This is a genomic window from Rhizobium sp. MHM7A, from assembly GCF_005862215.1.
GTDB classification, from domain to species: domain Bacteria; phylum Pseudomonadota; class Alphaproteobacteria; order Rhizobiales; family Rhizobiaceae; genus Rhizobium; species Rhizobium bangladeshense.
In genome coordinates this window covers 204644-221532 of record NZ_VCHT01000003.1, presented here as the reverse complement: position 1 = coordinate 221532, position 16889 = coordinate 204644, and the positions used below count along the sequence as shown (strand labels likewise).

At 61.9% G+C, this 16889-nt stretch carries 16 protein-coding genes; 8 read left to right on the top strand and 8 right to left on the bottom strand.

Annotated features, from left to right (window positions below; translation table 11 throughout):
• Positions 1-91: 91 nt before the first annotated feature.
• From FFR93_RS13890 to FFR93_RS13880, 3 genes are all read right to left on the bottom strand, one after another.
• On the bottom strand, positions 92-1093 hold the full coding sequence (locus FFR93_RS13890) for an ATP-binding cassette domain-containing protein (protein WP_138393646.1): 1002 nt from the start codon (positions 1091-1093) through the stop codon (positions 92-94).
• A gap of 386 nt (positions 1094-1479) precedes the next feature.
• Complete coding sequence (locus tag FFR93_RS13885) at positions 1480-2037, bottom strand: DUF2087 domain-containing protein (protein WP_138393645.1); 558 nt, start codon at positions 2035-2037, stop codon at positions 1480-1482.
• 175 nt (positions 2038-2212) lie between these two features.
• On the bottom strand, positions 2213-3091 hold the full coding sequence (locus tag FFR93_RS13880; protein ID WP_138393644.1) for an SDR family NAD(P)-dependent oxidoreductase: 879 nt from the start codon (positions 3089-3091) through the stop codon (positions 2213-2215).
• A gap of 383 nt (positions 3092-3474) precedes the next feature.
• On the opposite strand from FFR93_RS13880, the gene FFR93_RS13875 reads away from it, so the two are divergent.
• Entirely contained in the window at positions 3475-3933 is a 459-nt protein-coding gene (locus FFR93_RS13875) for a DUF2231 domain-containing protein (RefSeq protein WP_171049184.1), read from the top strand.
• Between the two features lie 67 nt (positions 3934-4000).
• Here FFR93_RS13875 and FFR93_RS13870 read toward each other — a convergent pair whose 3' ends face one another.
• Positions 4001-4195 carry a hypothetical protein gene (locus FFR93_RS13870; RefSeq protein WP_138393642.1) on the bottom strand — a complete coding sequence of 65 codons (195 nt, stop codon included), beginning with the start codon at positions 4193-4195 and terminating at the stop codon, positions 4001-4003.
• A gap of 143 nt (positions 4196-4338) precedes the next feature.
• Here FFR93_RS13870 and FFR93_RS13865 point away from each other — a divergent pair, with 143 nt between their 5' ends.
• Positions 4339-5235, top strand: a complete 897-nt coding sequence (locus FFR93_RS13865; RefSeq protein WP_064706532.1) for a LysR substrate-binding domain-containing protein — start codon at positions 4339-4341, stop codon at positions 5233-5235.
• A gap of 3 nt (positions 5236-5238) precedes the next feature.
• Here the strand turns inward: FFR93_RS13865 and FFR93_RS13860 are convergent, their stop codons facing one another.
• Positions 5239-5904 carry a glutathione S-transferase family protein gene (locus FFR93_RS13860; protein WP_138393641.1) on the bottom strand — a complete coding sequence of 222 codons (666 nt, stop codon included), beginning with the start codon at positions 5902-5904 and terminating at the stop codon, positions 5239-5241.
• Positions 5905-6140: 236 nt separating this feature from the next.
• Between FFR93_RS13860 and FFR93_RS13855 the strand changes: the two genes are divergently transcribed.
• Together FFR93_RS13855 and FFR93_RS13850 are read left to right on the top strand one after the other, a co-directional pair.
• Positions 6141-6380, top strand: a complete 240-nt coding sequence (locus FFR93_RS13855; protein WP_138393640.1) for a hypothetical protein — start codon at positions 6141-6143, stop codon at positions 6378-6380.
• A 54-nt stretch (positions 6381-6434) separates the two neighbouring features.
• Entirely contained in the window at positions 6435-6899 is a 465-nt protein-coding gene (locus FFR93_RS13850) for a YbhB/YbcL family Raf kinase inhibitor-like protein (RefSeq protein ID WP_138393639.1), read from the top strand.
• Between the two features lie 19 nt (positions 6900-6918).
• Here FFR93_RS13850 and FFR93_RS13845 read toward each other — a convergent pair whose 3' ends face one another.
• Positions 6919-8286 carry a TIGR03808 family TAT-translocated repetitive protein gene (locus tag FFR93_RS13845; protein WP_138393638.1) on the bottom strand — a complete coding sequence of 456 codons (1368 nt, stop codon included), beginning with the start codon at positions 8284-8286 and terminating at the stop codon, positions 6919-6921.
• A 251-nt stretch (positions 8287-8537) separates the two neighbouring features.
• Here FFR93_RS13845 and FFR93_RS13840 point away from each other — a divergent pair, with 251 nt between their 5' ends.
• Entirely contained in the window at positions 8538-10835 is a 2298-nt protein-coding gene (locus FFR93_RS13840) for an EAL domain-containing protein (protein ID WP_138393637.1), read from the top strand.
• Between the two features lie 37 nt (positions 10836-10872).
• On the opposite strand, the gene FFR93_RS13835 is transcribed toward FFR93_RS13840, so the two are convergent.
• Entirely contained in the window at positions 10873-11595 is a 723-nt protein-coding gene (locus tag FFR93_RS13835) for a LuxR family transcriptional regulator (RefSeq protein ID WP_064706536.1), read from the bottom strand.
• A gap of 481 nt (positions 11596-12076) precedes the next feature.
• Between FFR93_RS13835 and FFR93_RS13830 the strand changes: the two genes are divergently transcribed.
• Entirely contained in the window at positions 12077-13867 is a 1791-nt protein-coding gene (locus FFR93_RS13830) for a PAS domain-containing methyl-accepting chemotaxis protein (protein WP_138393636.1), read from the top strand.
• 19 nt (positions 13868-13886) lie between these two features.
• On the opposite strand, the gene FFR93_RS13825 is transcribed toward FFR93_RS13830, so the two are convergent.
• On the bottom strand, positions 13887-14858 hold the full coding sequence (locus FFR93_RS13825; RefSeq protein WP_138393635.1) for a glycerophosphodiester phosphodiesterase family protein: 972 nt from the start codon (positions 14856-14858) through the stop codon (positions 13887-13889).
• 122 nt (positions 14859-14980) lie between these two features.
• On the opposite strand from FFR93_RS13825, the gene FFR93_RS13820 reads away from it, so the two are divergent.
• Both FFR93_RS13820 and FFR93_RS13815 read left to right on the top strand, forming a co-directional pair.
• On the top strand, positions 14981-15784 hold the full coding sequence (locus FFR93_RS13820) for an alpha/beta hydrolase (RefSeq protein WP_138393634.1): 804 nt from the start codon (positions 14981-14983) through the stop codon (positions 15782-15784).
• A gap of 51 nt (positions 15785-15835) precedes the next feature.
• Positions 15836-16846, top strand: a complete 1011-nt coding sequence (locus tag FFR93_RS13815) for a ligase-associated DNA damage response exonuclease (protein ID WP_138393633.1) — start codon at positions 15836-15838, stop codon at positions 16844-16846.
• Positions 16847-16889 lie beyond the last annotated feature (43 nt).

Genomic DNA, 16889 nt, shown 5'->3' with positions numbered 1-16889 from the left:
GGTTTCGGCGCCCGGGCGTTGCGGGTGAAGGCAAGATAAGCGCTCATGGTGTCGGCGCCCGGGGGGTCGCGGGTGAAGGTGAGATACGCGCTCATGAGGCCCGTGCCATGGCGTTGCGGCGCTGGTAGAAGGTGCGGATCACCTCTTCGATATCGGGCTCGTGCAGCGCCACATCCTTGAGGTCACGGTCACTGCCGACCTCCGAAAGGATTTTGACCAGCGAGACGTCTTCGCGCTCGATCAGATATTCCTTGCGCAGTCCCTCGTCGCTGACGAGCGATGCCATCCTGAGCGGCAAGGGGCCGGGGTCGCTCGCAAACTCCAGCGTCAGCCGCCGGGCCGAGCCAAGGGCTGCGCGAAGGCTGCGCAATTCCCCGTCGAAGATCAGCCTGGCGTGATCGACCATGATCAGCCGCGGGCAGATGGTCTCGATGTCCTGCAGGTCATGGGTGGTGAGGATGATGGTGACGCCGCGTTCGCGGTTGATCTCGGAGAGGAAGCGGCGCACGGCATCCTTGGCGACCACGTCGAGACCGATCGTCGGTTCGTCGAGAAAGAGGATCTTCGGATCGTGCAGCAGCGACATCACGATCTCGGCGCGCATGCGCTGGCCGAGGCTGAGCTGGCGCACCGCCCGGTCGAGGAAGGGGGTGAGGTCGAGCAGCTCGCTGAAGTGGCGCAGATTATCGGCGTAACGGGCAGGCGGAATATCATAGATGCGCTGGTGCAGGGTGAAGCTGTCGATCAGGGGCAGGTCCCACCACAGCTGGCTGCGCTGGCCGAAGACGACGCCGATCTCGCGAGCATTGTCCATGCGGGAGAGATGCGGCGTGCGGCCGAGCACCGAAATCGTGCCGGCGCTCGGCACCAGGATGCCGGTCATCATCTTGATCATCGTCGATTTGCCGGCGCCGTTCGGGCCGAGATAGCCGACGGCCTCGCCGGCCGCAATATCGAAGCCGATTTCGGAAACGGCCACGACCTCGGTGTATTCATTCGTCACCAGCGTCTTGAAGGCGCCGATCAGACCGGGAAATCGCTTGTGCTGCCGGAAGCGTTTGCTGACGCCCCGTGCTTCGATCAAAGCCGGCATATCTTTTCCCTCGATGTGGAGCGAGCCGACTCGGACAGCGATCGGGCTTGCAAATGCAGGCTAGCGCGAGATGGGATTCGTTCAAGCTGAAGTTGCGTTTCGACCGATCACTTCGGCCTTATGTCGCCACCACCTTTTTAGACCGATCCGCGCCTGCGCTACATTTGAACCCATGGACAAGATCTACGCCTTGCTGATCGTCGCCGCGGCCACCGCGATCATCGTCCTTGCCGACCGATGGAACACCTCGGATGCCGATCGCTAGGCGGGCTTCGGCAATCTCCGTTCCCGCCGCAGCCGGCAGGCCGGCGACGATGATGCGAAAGGAGAATGAGGCGCCGTGATAGAAGGCCGTCTTCGATCAGGCGCCTCCGCAGAGATCGGCGTCAGTTTGCTTGACGTTCGGAATGCTGACGCAGGATCGTCGCTGCATCGATCGGCATTGGCCGTTCGACGCGTCGATAGACACTGCCGTCGCGCGTCCGGCTCATCAGGCCGAGTTCGCAGAGCTCCCGCCGCAGCAAAGCGTGATCTCCAAACAGGTGCCTGTCGCGAAGAAGAGCACTGACCTCCTTTTCGGACATTTCCATTGCCGAGGGAAGCTGCGACCAGAGAAGCCAAAGCGCCGTAATTTGATCCGTGCGCCGCGACGGCCAGCGCATCAGGCGAAACTCTCCGTCGAAGCTGCGTTGAACACGGTCGATATGCTTCCGGTCGATCTCGGGATCGGCGACGGGCACCGCCGTCGGGCGGATGGCCTCGCTGTCAGCGGGATCGGCTTTCGCACGCAGGCTCTGGTAATTGCCGTGACCGGCAGCCTTTGCCAGCATGTTGAGGAACTGGAGGTGAGAGGGAAGACCCTCATGGGCGGAGAGCTGCAGGCGCAGCGATTTCGCAAATGCGGATGCGTCGCTCACCTGGAGCGGAATGAGTTTTCTGGACATGACCTATCCTTTGGTCGTGCCGTTCCGGATGGATTATCGGTGATCGCCCTTCCGACATGGCACGGGATCGGTGTCCATATCTCAATCATTGTCAGGTTTAGCGTGTTCCGGAGAACGGCGATGCCTGGGTGAACTGCAGACCCGGCGCAGCAATTATCATCGCGCCCTCGATATTTCAACTGTCTTGCAGTTCGGTGGGGCCGGCCGATGGCCCGGCATCGCGGACAAAGTCGGCGGCAGTCAGGGGAACCGGCCTGTAGCCGTCGACATCGGCGATGCCGTATTCGCGCGCCAATGCCGCGGCGATCTGCACGCGCCCGGACTTCGACATCAGCAGCGGGTCGCGCCACAGCCCGCCGATGACATGGCCGATGAATTGAGGCGATTCCGAGTTGCTCATGTCGAAATACTCGGCGTTCTCAAGCACCGCTTCGGTGCGGACCAGCCCCGGATAGAGCGCGATCGCCGCGACATTGTGAGGGCGCAGCTCATGCGCGCAATCGGCGGCCATCTTGTCGGCGGCGGCTTTGGCTATGCCATAGATCGCATTGCCTTCGTATAGCTGGGCGGCCCAGAAGGAGATGTTGACGATCAGGCCGCGTCGCGCCGAGATCATCAACGGAGCGACAGCGCGCGACATCATGAAAGCACCCCGCAGAGCGGTGCCGATCATCGCCTCCCACCGCCGGGCCGGCTGCTCCCAGAACGGTTTGGGCCAGGTGAACTCCCCGTCTTCGACCATGTTTTCGTAACCCGGCCAGGCATTGTTGACCAGAATATCGAGCCTGCCGCCGGCCCGGATATCTTCCGCCACCCGCTCGGTGTCGGTATCGCTGGCGTGATCGCAACGATGGACGATGAGGCGCCCCGGCAGCTTTGCCGCTTCCCGCTCGAGCCCTTCGAGCGAGCCTCTCGAGCCGGCTTGCTCTGCCTCTGCCTCGAAGCGCGTCCTGCCGGTAACGTGCACCGTGAGGCCTTCGGCAAGCAAAGCCAGGGCAATGCCACGGCCTATGCCGCGGCTTCCGCCGGTGACCAAAGCGACGACGTCTCTCATATGGGGCCTCCTCTTTTGGGCTGTCTCGACGCGGATAAGCGCATATTGGCAGAGAGGCTTGTCCCGGGCGATCGCTTTTTGCGAGGGGCGCCATCACCTGACCGCAGCCAGGCATGCAGGTTTCTTCTCCACAGCCGCAGGTTTCAGCTGGTCGGCCATGACGGGAACAATCAGGGCGGTTCGGATGTTAGATACTGCTGGAATCTGGTGAGTTGTGCGGCATGGAGGCCGGGCAGGTCTCCGGCCAATCATTGCGATCCACACCCGGGATTTCGACGACAGGCCATCGCCATCGGGCCACCGAGGCGTCGCCGCAGTACGAGATCAAGAGCGATCATACCACCGCGGGGAAGACGCATTGCAAAAGGTCGGAGGACGATAAGATGAACCCGAAAAGCACCTTGAGCATTGCCGGTCATCCGATCCACCCGATGTTGATCCCGTTCCCGGTCGCAGCCTTCGTCGGCACGCTGGTTCTCGACATCGTCTACGCCCGGTCGGGCGATCCGGCCTGGGCAGCTGCAACCAACTGGATGCTCGGTGCCGGACTTGTCATGGCGGCGCTGGCGGCAGTTGCTGGCTTCATCGACTTCTTCGGCGACAGCCGCATCCGCGACCTGCGCGATGCCTGGTTCCACATGATCGGCAACGTCGTGCTCGTCGTGATCGAGGCCTTCAACCTCTGGCGGCGACTGGCCGAAGGCGCCGACTTCATCGTACCGACCGGATTGGTCCTGTCTCTGGTCGCCACCGCCCTTCTTCTGTTCAACGGCTGGAAAGGCTGGGAAATGGTCTATCGCCACCGCGTTGGCGTCAGCGAGGATCCGGGCACGACGAGATGATGAACAGCATGCATCCACAGCCGACGCCCCCGGTTTCTCTAATCCAGCGAAAGCGTGGGAGCGGTGCTCACGCGCATTTCGCCAGCCGCGGTTCGGCCTCGGCATAAAATTCGGTCTCCACTCGCAGCGGCAGATCGGCGATGTCGCGCAGTGACATGCGCTCGACCTCGGGGTGGCGCAGCGGATCGTCCTTCCAGCTTGGAACGATGTCCACGCGGCCCATGGCACGGGCGGGCTTCAAGAAAAACTTCAGCAACGACATGGCATGCCTCGCTTTCTCCAACGGCTACGAGATCGTGACCACCCGGCCGCTGGTACGGAATGGGCTCCTCGATTTTGGCAATGTCGGCCGCCGTGTGCGAATTTTCAATTGAGATTACGATGGCTGTCTTATAGAAAAACTATATGAAGAACCTGAATAGCGTCCATCTCAACGGCCTGCGCGCGCTGGAGACCGTCGGCCGTCTCGGCTCGTTGCAGGCGGCCGCCGACGAACTGGGCGTCTCGGTTGGCGCCGTCAGCCAGCAAGTGATCAAGGCCGAGGCCCAGCTCGGCCAGGTGATTTTCGAGCGCACCGCCCGAGGAATGATCGCCACGGAAGCCGGCCGGCCGGTGCTTTCGGCGCTCGACGAGGGCTTCGCCCGTCTTTCGGCCGCAGTGTCTCTGGCGCAACGCAAGGACGATACGATCCTGACCATCTCGGTGGCGCCGGTCTTTGCCGCCCGCTGGCTTGTCTGCCGCCTCGATCGCTTCGCTGAGCGTCATCCCGAGATCAAGCTGCGGCTCGATGCAACGACCAATCTCGTCAATCCCGCCCTCGGCGACGTCGATATCGGCATCCGCGTCGGGAATGGCCGATGGCCCGACGTGAAGGCTGAACTGCTGCTGGAACAGGAGGTCTTCCCTGTCTGCTCGCCCGAGATGGCGGCGAAACTGCGTGAACCCGTCGATATCCTGGCCCTGCCAGCGGTCATCGACGGCCGCGCCATGTTCAGCTGGGAGGTCTGGATGCGCGAGGCAGGCCTGTCAGGCGCATCGCCCTCGACGCGCCACGTCTTCAACGATGCCTCGCTCTGCCTCGATGCGGCAATCGCCGGCCAGGGCGTCATGCTCGCCTGGCAGACGCTTGCCCACTTTGCGCTTGCCGAAGGCCGGCTGGTGGCCCCCTTCGGCATTCGCGCCAAGACCGGCTTCGGCCATTATTTCATTACCGCCGATGGTGCGCGCGAGCCGAAGAAGGTCAGGGATTTCAAGGCGTGGATCCGCGAGGAAATGGCCGGCACGCTGACGCTTTTCCAGTAGGTGTCAAACCTCGATCGGCTCCTTCGCGCGTGCTGCCTGCATTGCCTTGTAGGCCGGGCGAGCCTGGCAGCGTTCGATCCAGGCCTTGATGTTCGGATGCGCGTCGAAAAGGTCCCTCTCGGTCTGGGCATAACGTAGCACCTCCGCGATGTTGAGATCGGCGACGGTGAAGCGATCGCCGACGATCCACTGCCGGCCGCCGAGATGGCTTTCGAGCGCGGCAAACGGCCTGCGCAGCCCGTAGCAGGCGGCGGCAATCGTCTGCTTGCCGTCCTCACTGTTTTCGAGCTCGTTATCATAGGTCAGCACGATCTTCACCGAATGCGGTTCGACCTGTGAGGCCGCCCAGATCGTCCACATCGTCAGCAATCCGTCTTCTTCGACGGTTTGGCCGGTAAGTGGTCCGCCATGCTTGCGCGCGAGGTAGAGATTGATCGCCAGCGACTCGTGCAAGACGAGGTCGCCGTCGCGAATGCTTGGGATCTGCGCCATTGGGTTGAGGGCTTCGAAATCAGGCGAATGCGTGTTGAGCGGCGCTTCTTCGGCCAGTGGGTCGGCAAGCCGCCTGGCCTGCAGCACCGGCACGGAGCGGAACTCGAGCCCGAGCTCCTCTGCCATCCAGTAGACGCGTGACGCTCGCGATCGGTAGACTCCATAGATTGTCAGCATGCCCATATCCCCTGATGTTTCGTAGAAACCGTAAACGCCGGATCTCCCACCGAAAAGCCCTCGCCACTGATGGGACGATGAAAGCTTTTGATGCGGCAGGGGCCGTTCCGGTCAACGGGCGCAATTGCCCTGACCGGGGGAACAATGAGGGGGCCGGCGGGTTGGGCCCTGAGACGGCGCCGTCAAGGCGCCTGAAGCGATCGGCCGCGCGCAGCGTGCCGGCAAAGGAGGAACCCATGGCAGGCAGGAAGACGCATGAACAGCAGCTTCGTGTCATCGAGAAGCGCGAGAAAACTGCAAATGCCGGCGAGGATTTCGACGCCAAGGCAGATCTGCAACGCAACGAGCAGGCGAAAGAAGCCGTTCGGAAAGGCAGCGGTTTGAAGGCCGACCCTGACCCGGGCAATGACGATCGCGCCATGGTGCGCGGCCGAAATCAGGAGAGCGAGCATAAAAAGGGAAGCGGTCGCCCCTGACCATGAGCGACCCCGATGTGAAAGGGAGCCCCTCGATCAGCAAAGGAGAATGTCATGACTTTGACATTGATCAGCAAGGCTTTCGCCGAGGATCAGCCGATCCCGAAGAAATATGCACGGGACGGCGAGAATCTGTTTCCGCCGCTTGCCTGGAGCGGCGCCCCCGATGAGACGAGGAGCTTTGCTCTGGTGGTCGAGGATCCGGATGCTCCGCACGGCACCTTCCGCCACTGCGGCATCGCCAATATCCCGGCCGAGTGGAGCGCACTTTCCGAAAGCGCTGATACGGCGCCGGAAACAGCTCCCCGCTTCTACAGGAATGACTTCGGCAATGCCCGTTACGACGGCCCGCAACCGCCCCGGGGCGATCGCCCGCACCATTACATCTTCCGCCTCGCGGCTCTCGACGTGCCCAAGCTTTCCATCCCGGCTGCGGCCGGCATCAGTGCGATGTGGGCGGAGGCAAGGAAACATGCATTGGCGGAAGCGACCGTCACTGGCACCTACCAGACGCAATGACCAGAGGCGGAGCCGTGTGTCAGGAAATGCGGTTCCGTTCGACAGTCAGCTGCCTGTAGGGTGAACCGCCGCTCGCCATCTCGCCGGAGACTTTTCGGTCCCATTCGAAGCCGAGGACGGCTCCTTCGGCCGTCTCCTGAAAGACATTGTCGGTGATGACGGCGGTGCCGGCGCCCTCGGCGACCGAGACGGCGCATCCGACAGGCGCCTTGCGTACTACATTGCCGCTGACGACGACATTTCTGAGATAGGCGCCCCAACCGATCTGCAGTCCCCAGCGCGGCGCGCCCTCGATCACATTGCCCGACACCAGCGTATCGGCCTCCGCCGCAATGCCGATGCCGAAGCCGACCTCGTGGGTGTAGGGGCCGTTCAGTGTCAGATTGCGCACGACATTGCCGGTGACGCTTGCGAGCCTGCCGCCTTCGTCGAAATTGGCGATCGATATCCCGTTCGCCGCCCCGTCGATCATATTGGCGGATACGACGGCGCCTTCGAAGGCGAATTCGACATAGATCGCGGTCTCGCCCGAGCGCCGGCATTGGTTGCTGCTGATCTGGATGTTCGATGACGAATTGGCGCGGATCGCGGTAAAAGCGCAGTCGGCAATGTGGTTGTTCACCACCATCACTCCATCAGCGCGAAAGACATTGATGCCGTTCCCGTTCTGGCCGGTGCCGCCGTCATTGGCCCGTATGTTGGAAATCCGGTTGCCGGAAACCACCGTCCCGTCCTCCGCCTTCTTCCAGCGATGTACGAGGATGCCGCCATTGCCGCACTCCGAGACCGTATTTGCAACGATCGAAAGATTGGCGGAATCGACTGCGTAAAGCCCGGATTGGGCGGCGCCCGAAATGCGGCTGCGTTCGATCCGTCCGCCGCAGCGCTCCAGTTGCAGGCCATGCTTGCGACTGCCGCCGATCTCGCAATTGTCGATCAGCACCTCGTCGACGCCGGTAAATTGAAGGAGCCCGCCGGCATAATCGCCGAGCCAGCGGTTGCCGCCGTCGATGACGAGGTTGGAAAGTTCGATGCGCCGGATGTTCTCGGCCGCAAACAGGTGACCATCGCCGGTATAGACGATCCGCGAGGCGCCGGGCACGCCCGTTATGCGGGTATTGTCCGGCAGAGTGAGATTGGAAACGCGGTAGGTGCCAGGCGGCAGGAAGACCGGCACATTCTCGGCCGCGGCCTGTTTGATCATCTGTTCGAGCTGACGGGTCTTGCGGTCGCCGCTTCCCGGAACGGCGCGATATTCCACCGCGTCGATCGCACCGCGCAGATCGGGCTGGCTGGCCGCTGTCAGCGGCGAGGCAATCGCGCGCGCCGTCCCGCCCGCAACCGCCGAGGCGGCGAGAAAGAGAAGCATGTCGCGGCGAAGGGGCATTCCGGGCTCTCCTGTCATGGCACGCCCGTAGCAGAAAACGTGCCAGCCCGCCTGTCTTCTTTTGGCACAAGCCCTCCACACCTGTCGGAAATTCTTGTTGCGGCAGAGGCCGATGGCAGGATCTCGCCGCTTATCTTGTTGGCTTGTTCACCCTTCCATTTAAGCAAGCCGAAGGGAATGCGGACTACTTTGGAGGGAAAATAAATGGATGTTACGGGATGGGCCTTCAGCCGCTGGGAGAGAATGGCGTCATGCACGAACCGAGTGCCGCGCGATGGGAATCGGCTGATTCCCTGTCGGCCGAAACGCGGCGTCTCGTTGCCGCCACCGAGGCGATGATGGCGTCTACCGCCCAGCACCTCTCGGAAGGTGTGGAGAACCTGCGCCTGAAGGCGATTATCCACGAACTCCCGGACTTCCTCTACGTCAAGGATCGTGACAGCCGCTTTGTCTTCGCCAACGCCGTCACCGCCGCCAGCCTCGGCCTCGGGAGCGTCGAAGAGTTCGCCGGTAAGCGTGATTTCGACCTCTTCGAATTCGACGCGGCGCGCCGCTATTTCGATGTAGAGCAGCAGATCATGGCGAGCGGTGAGGCCCGCATCGACATGGAGGAAACGGTCGTCCTTCCCGGCGCCGCCAAGCCGGTATGCCGGCTGACCTCGAAAATACCGTTGCGCAACGATCGCGGCGCGATCGTCGGCCTGATCGGCGTTTCCCGCGATATCACAGAGCGCAAGCTGCAGGAGGATCTCCATCGCGGCCAGGCGAAACTGCTTGAGATGATCGCCCGCAATGAACCGCTGCCGATGATCCTCGAGGCGCTGGTGCTGATGATCGAGGCGCAGCTGACGGGTATCGATGGCTCGGTTCTACTGCTCGACGGCGAGGGCACCAAGCTCTATCACGGTGCGGCTCCCAATCTTCCCGGCGGCTACAGCCGGCTCATCGATGGTGTCACCATCGGCCCCAAGGTCGGCTCCTGTGGTACCGCCGCCTGGCGCGGCGAGCCCGTCATCGTCGAGGACGTGCTGAGCGATCCGCTTTGGGAAGATTTCCGCGCGCTGGTTGCCCCTTTCGGCTTTCGCTCCTGCTGGTCGACGCCGATCGCCACCTCTGAGAATAATGTGCTCGGCACCTTTGCTCTCTATTCCAGAGAGGTGCGCCGTCCCACGGAGCAGGAAATGACGCTGGTGGCGCTTGCCACTCACGTTGCCGGCATCGCCATCGAACGCAAGCGCGTCGACGATCGCATCCATTTCATGGCGCATCATGACGATCTCACCGGCCTGCCGAACCGCGCCTTTCTGAAGGAAAGGCTGGCCGGCATTCTCGACCAGGCCCGGCGCAACAACCGCAAGGTCACCGTCGCCTATATCGATCTGGATAATTTCAAGGAGGTCAATGACGGCCGCGGCCACGCCGCCGGCGACGAGGTGCTGAAGGAGATCGCCACCCGCATGGTCAACAGCATCCGCGCGTCGGATATGGTGGTGCGGCTCGGCGGCGACGAATTCCTGGTCGTGCTCGTCCACCAGTCGAGCCACGATGCCGGCATCACCCGCCGGCTTCGCGACCTGCAGAAGGCGATCACTCGGCCGATGCGCGGCGAGGGCGGTGACATCACCATCACCTCGAGCATCGGCGTCGCCGCCTTTCCAGTGGACGGGACCACCTCGGAGGAGCTGCTTGCGAATGCCGACCGCGCAATGTACCGGGCCAAGCAATTCGGCCGCAACACGCTGCAGCATCACGATGGCGACAGCGCGCCGGTCGGCATGCCGCGAGGCGAACAGGAGGAGCTCCACCAGGCGATCACCGGGCATCAGCTGTTCCTGGAATATCAGCCGCAGGTCGATGTCGCCAGCGGCCGCATCACCGGCGTCGAGGCGCTGGTCCGCTGGAAGCATCCGGCCAAGGGCAGGGTGCCGCCCATCAATTTCATTCCCCTCGCTGAAGAGACCGGCCTCATCGTTCCCCTCGGCCTCTGGGTATTGAACGAGGCCTGCCGCCAGGCGCGCAGCTGGCAGAACATGGGCCTGACGCCGCTGACGATCGCCGTCAACGTTTCGGCCAAGCAGTTCGCCGATCCGGATTTTGCGAGCCATGTCGCCGAGGCGCTGGAGCGTAACCGCCTGCAATCCCGCTGGCTGGAGCTCGAGGTTACCGAAAGCGTGGTGATGCAGGATGTCGATCGCGCGCTCGCCATGATGGAGCAGCTCCGGGCGCTTGGCGTGCGCCTGTCGATCGACGATTTCGGCTCCGGCTATTCCAGCCTTGCGGCCCTGAAGACCTTCCCCTTCGACCGGCTGAAGATGGACCGTTCGCTGGTCGAGGCCCTGCCGGGCGACAAGACCGCTATCGCCATCGCCTCGGCCGTCATCTCGCTGGCGCAGACGCTGAAGCTGTCGGTTCTCGCCGAAGGCGTCGAGACCGATGCCCAGATGGATTTCCTGCGGCAGGCGCACTGCGAGGAAGTGCAGGGCTACCGCTTCTCCAAGCCTGTTTCGCCGGACGAGGCTACACTGTTGCTGCAGGCGCAGTTTCTCTGAACTTGATCCTCAGCTTGCCGTCCGTCCCCCCGAGACCTTAAACCCGGATGATGTTGAGACGCAGAGCGCTGACGACCGCCTGCGTTCTCGTCGTGCATCCCAGCTTCTTGATCACGCTGCCGATGTGATTGTTGACCGCATTTTCCGACAGATCGAGAAGCTTGGCAATTTCACTGCTCTTCCTGCCCCCGGCCGTCAGCCTCAGGCAGTCAACCTCGCTCGCCGTAAACGCAATCGGCTTGTGTTTTTCGTTCAATGTCAGCTGCGAGAGGCGGTCGTAGATGAGCGTGGCGATAAACAGGATCTTCGCCATTTCGATCATGCTGAAATTCCGGGACCCTGAAATCGATATCGCACCGCGTCCAGCCGCGGCATCATGGACAGGAAAATAGGCTCCCTTTTCCATGCCGTAACGCCTGAACAAGTCGATGACCGTGGACTTCTTGCCTTCACCGCGATCGGTATTGATCGCCTCGACATCATAGTTGAAAGGGCTGGTCGATCTCAGCATCCGGCGGATGACCGGACTGTCCGCCATCAGGTTATGGGCGTCGTAATAGTCGACCATCTCCGCCGGCCAGTTGGTGATGATCTTCGTCGCGCCTATTTCGACGAAGTCGACCGCGGGCAGCGTCATGATCAGGAAAGCAGTCATTCCCAGATCCTGAGTGAGACCCTTCATATATTTGAAGACTTCGTAATGCGTCTTGAAGCCTGCCGCGACTTCCTCGATGCGATTGAACTCGTCCTCGAGCTTCATGTCTTCTCCGATCAACAATCGCATCCGGCGTTTGGGCGGCTGACGTGTCCAGCAATTCGCTCGTATCGGAAGTGATTCTGCACGCTCGAAGGACGGTGAAATATGCACCTGCAGCGGAAAAACAGAAAGTCCCCTGACGACCGGGAATACGAACATAGAGGGCGGTCGATGCTTAACAAAGAGTTAAGCCATCTCCGGATTTTCAGGGCAGGCTTGAGGTGAAAAAACGCTGTCCTGGTGCTCGAAATGCTTGCCGGAACATCTTGTGCCCAAGCGAACCGATCGAGGTCTCAAGGCAAGCGCTTGATTCTAATTGATTCTTCTTCAGTCCCGGCCGGAGCTGCGGTGCCCCGATTCGCGACGGCCGGGTTAAAGGATGCTTAAAGAATTTATAGGATTCTATTTTCAGGTTGCTCGTCCAGCGCAAGCCCCGTGGTGGGTCGCGGCAGTCATCGCTCAGACCTGAGTTAGGGGGAACAGCATGAAGACACTAGGATTCAGCTTCGGCTCGGATGCCAAGGCCGTACTGGCGGCAATGAGCCGGTCGCAGGCAATCATCGAATTTGACCTCACCGGCAAGATTCTGACGGCCAACGCCAATTTCTGCACCGCGCTCGGTTACGAACTGTCCGAGATCGTCGGCCAGCACCACCGGATGTTCGTCGAGCCGGCAGAAGCCGCGTCGGCCGAATATCGCGAATTCTGGGCGAAGCTTGGCCGAGGCGAGTTCGATCAGCGCCAGTATAAGCGCATCGGCAAGGGCGGCAGGGAAATCTGGATCGAAGCCTCATACAATCCCGTCTTCAGTGGCGGGAAACCGTACAAAGTGGTGAAATTCGCGACCGATATCACCAAGCAGAAAATGCAGAGCGCCGAGGATGCCGGTAAGATAAGTGCGCTGTCGCGCGCCCAGGCGGTTATCGAGTTTACGCCGAAAGGCGAGATTCTAACGGCGAACGAGAATTTCCTGTCGGCGCTCGGCTATCAGCTTGCCGAAATCCAGGGTCGCCACCATTCCATGTTCTGCGAAAGCACCTACGCAAACAGTGACGACTATAGACGGTTCTGGGAGCGTCTGTCGGCTGGCGAATACGTGGCCGATGAGTTTCTGCGCATCGGCAAGGGCGGCAAAAGGATCTATATCCAGGCCACCTACAATCCGATTCTCGACATGAACGGCAAGGTGTTCAAGGTCGTCAAATTCGCGACCGACGTCACCGCCCGCGTCAACAATGTCGATCAACTGGCGGCATCCTTGATGGCGCTGTCCGGCGGCGATCTGACTCAGGAAGTCGCTACACCATTCATTCCGACACTGGAAAAACTCCGGACCGATTTCAACGCCGCGGTTGGCAAGCTGCGCACAGCCATGCAGGTCGTCGCCCAAAACGCAACGGGCATTGCTGCCGGAGCCCAGCAGGTTCGTTCCGCCTCGGACGATTTGTCGAAGCGCACCGAACAGCAGGCCGCCTCCGTCGAGGAAACCGCAGCCGCCCTTGAAGAGATCACCACGACGGTCTCCGATTCCAGCAATCGTGCCCAGGAAGCCGGCCAACTGGTGCGAAGGACCCGCGAGAACGCCGAGCGTTCCGGGGAGGTGGTCCGCAGCGCCGTCGATGCGATGGGGAAGATCGAGACATCGTCCGCGGAGATCAGCAATATTATCGGCGTGATTGATGAAATCGCGTTCCAGACCAATTTGTTGGCGCTTAACGCCGGTGTCGAGGCCGCCCGCGCGGGCGATGCCGGCAAGGGTTTTGCTGTGGTGGCGCAAGAAGTTCGTGAGCTTGCTCAGAGATCGGCCAAAGCGGCAAAGGAGATCAAGGAGCTCATCAGGGCCTCCAACGAACATGTCAAGAACGGCGTGATGCTGGTCGGCGAAACCGGCAAGGCCCTCGAAGAGATCGTCGGCCAGGTTCAGCAGGTCAATGGCAATGTTCTTGCGATCGTCGAAAGTTCCAAGGAGCAGGCGACTGGATTGAAGGAAATCAACACGGCCGTTAACACCATGGACCAGGGTACGCAGCAGAATGCGGCGATGGTCGAGGAATCGACGGCTGCCGCCCACAGTCTTGCCAGGGAGGCAGACGCACTGTTCCAGCTGCTGGGACAGTTCAACATCGGCGGTGCGGCCGCACGCCAGCAACGCCCCGCCGTGGCCACCGCCGCTTCCAGGCCCGTTGCATCAGCGCCGCGGGCAATGGCTGCGAAGGTGAGCGCTGCCTTCCACGGCAATGCCGCAGTCGCCGGCGGCGATTGGGAGGAGTTCTGAGGCGCAGGGCGGCTCCGCCTCATTTCATCAGCTTGCCGATCTCCTCGATCTCATTCGTCCATATGCCTGCCGCATAGTTATGCGGCAGGCGCGCCAGTTGCGCGGGATCGTCGACGCCGGTAGAAAAATCGCCGCCGCGATAGGGACCGAGCACGAAAACTTCAGTGCCCGCATCCTTCATCCGGTTGAGAAAGCGGTCCGGCCAGCCCCACAGCCAGGGCGCAATGTTGATCGGCACCAGCATCATCCGATGTTTGCAGGCCTCGGGCACGACGCCGGTCCAGCCGTAGGCAATATAATCGAAAAGGCAGCTTTTCAGACTCTTGCGCGAGGCGGTTTTGATATCGGGTGTCAGCCGGTCGAGCACGTCGATCGGCTCGTCGCCGCCATAGACGATGATGCCGGCCCGTCGTGTCGCCGCAAGCCCGTTCAGCAAAGCTGCGAGCTTTTCTCCCTCGGACGGATCGCGGCTCTTGATATTGATGAGGAAGCGCCGATCCGGAAAGGTCGAAAGCACTTGCGCCAGCGTGGGCATCATACCGATGCCCCGGCCGCGGAACGGAAAGGTCTTGCCGCCGTCGGCGGTATAGCCGTAGCCGATGTCGAGTGTCCTCATCTCAGCCATGGAATGCTCGCGCGTCACGCCGTGGCCGTCGGTGCGGCAGTCGAGCGTCCAATCGTGAAAAACGGCGAATTCGCCGTCTGTCGTCGGATGCACGTCGATCTCGACGATATCGGCGCCGGCGGCAAAGCCCGCCTGAATCGACGGGATGGTGTTTTCCAGATAGTCGTGTTTCGGCGGCAGCATGCGGCTCGCCGTGCAGGTGTCGTTCTTCAGATCGGTCTCGTCAAACCGCTGGGCGATGCCGCGATGGGCGAGCAGCACCGGCTTTCCCGGCCGATGCTCGGCAATGAGGCTGGTATTGTTGAGATAGACGCCGGCGGCTGCGAGCGCGGTCGCCGCCGCGCAATAGAAAAGCTTCCTGCCCACCTTTCTGCTCCTCCCGATTGCATCGATAGAGGAAGCAGCTAGAAAGCGATTCTGGTTGTTCTTGGGCTGTTTTCCGGCTTTTCTATGCGCGGGATTATTCGCCGGAAAGGATTGGCATCGCCATGGAACGACGGGACGACGAACTCATCCATTTCGAGGCGCATGGGGCCGCCCCATTGCCGCCGGCTTCCGTCGAAGGCCACGTCGGGCGGGCCGGCGCCCGCATCTGGTATGCCAGCTACGGGACTGGCCCTGCCGTCATTCTGCTGCATGGTGGTCTCGGCCATAGCGGCAATTGGGGCTATCAGGTCCCGGTGCTGCTCGGCAGCGGCCGCCGCGTCGTGCTGATCGACAGCCGCGGCCATGGCCGAAGCACCCGCGATGCCAGCCCCTATACCTATGAGCTGATGGCCGCGGACGTGCTTGCGGTCATGGACGAACTGCGCCTGGAGACGGCGGCATTCGTCGGCTGGAGCGACGGCGCCTGCATCGCGCTGATCCTCGCCATGACGGCTCCGTCGCGTGTTGAGGGCGTCTTTTTCTTCGCCTGCAACATGGATCCGAGCGGCACGCTGGAATTCGTTGCGACCCCGGTCATCGACCGATGTTTCGCCCGCCACGCCAAGGACTATGCTGCCTTGTCGGCCACGCCGGACGATTTCAATTCCTTCGTCGAAGCTGTCAGCCTGATGATGGGAACGGAGCCGAATTATCAGGCGGACGACCTCGGCCGCATCCGCCTTCCGGTGGCGATCGTGCTTGGCGAAAACGACGAATTCATCAAAGCCGAGCATGCCGAATATCTTGCAAGCACTATCCCGAATGCTCAGATGATCTACCTGCCCGGCGTCAGCCATTTCGCTCCGCTGCAGCGGCCGGCGGAGTTCAACGCCGCAATCATATCCTTCCTCGACGGGATAAGGTGATGACGGTCGCTTCCTCTGGCCTCGCGCCTCTTTGCCGCTATCTCTTGTTTCATGAGAGCTGATGCGCTGCTTTATCCCGCCCCGGAGGGACTCTATTGCCCCGAGGGCGGCTTTTATGTCGATCCGGTGCGGCCCGTCGAACGGGCGCTTGTCACCCATGGGCATTCCGATCACGCCCGGCCGGGCCATGTGAACGTGCTTGCTACCCGCCAGACGCTCGAGATCATGCGACTGCGTTACGGCGACGGCTTTTGCGCCAGCGAGCAGATTGCCGGTTTCGGCGAAGAGCTGCTGGTCAATGGCGTCAAGGTAAGTTTTCATCCCGCCGGCCATGTGCTCGGCTCGGCCCAGATCGCCATCGAGAAGAACGGCACCCGCATTGTCGTCTCCGGCGATTACAAGCGCCGCCCCGACCCGACCTGCGCGCCCTATGTGCCGGTCGCCTGCGATGTCTTCATCACCGAGGCGACCTTCGGCCTGCCCGTCTTCCATCATCCCGATCCGATCGACGAGACCGGCAAGCTGCTGGCCTCGCTCCGGCAATTTCCCGAGCGCACCCATCTCGTCGGCGCCTATGCGCTGGGCAAGGCCCAGCGTGTCATCCGGCTGCTGCGCGATGCCGGATATGCCGAGCCGATCTATATCCACGGAGCCATGGAAAAGCTCTGCGACTATTATGTCGGTGAGGGCATCGATCTCGGCGAGCTGCAGCCCGCCACGATCGAAAGCCGCGACAAGTCAGCCTTCAAAGGCGCCATCGTCATCGGCCCGTCATCGGCCTTTGCCGACCGCTGGGCGCGCCGCTTCAACGAGCCGCTGCCGGCCTTCGCCTCCGGCTGGATGATGGTGCGTCAGCGCGCAAAACAGCTCGGCGTCGAACTGCCGCTCGTCATCTCCGACCATTGCGACTGGCCGGAACTGACCGAAACGATCCGGGAGCTGCACCCGGCCGAAGTCTGGGTGACCCATGGCCGCGAGGAGGCGCTGGTGCGCTGGTGCCAGCTGCAGGGCATCAAGGCGAAACCGTTGCATCTCGTGGGTTATGAGGATGAGGCGGATTGAGATGAGCTGGAGAATGCATCCAAAGCCCACCTTAGACGATCTT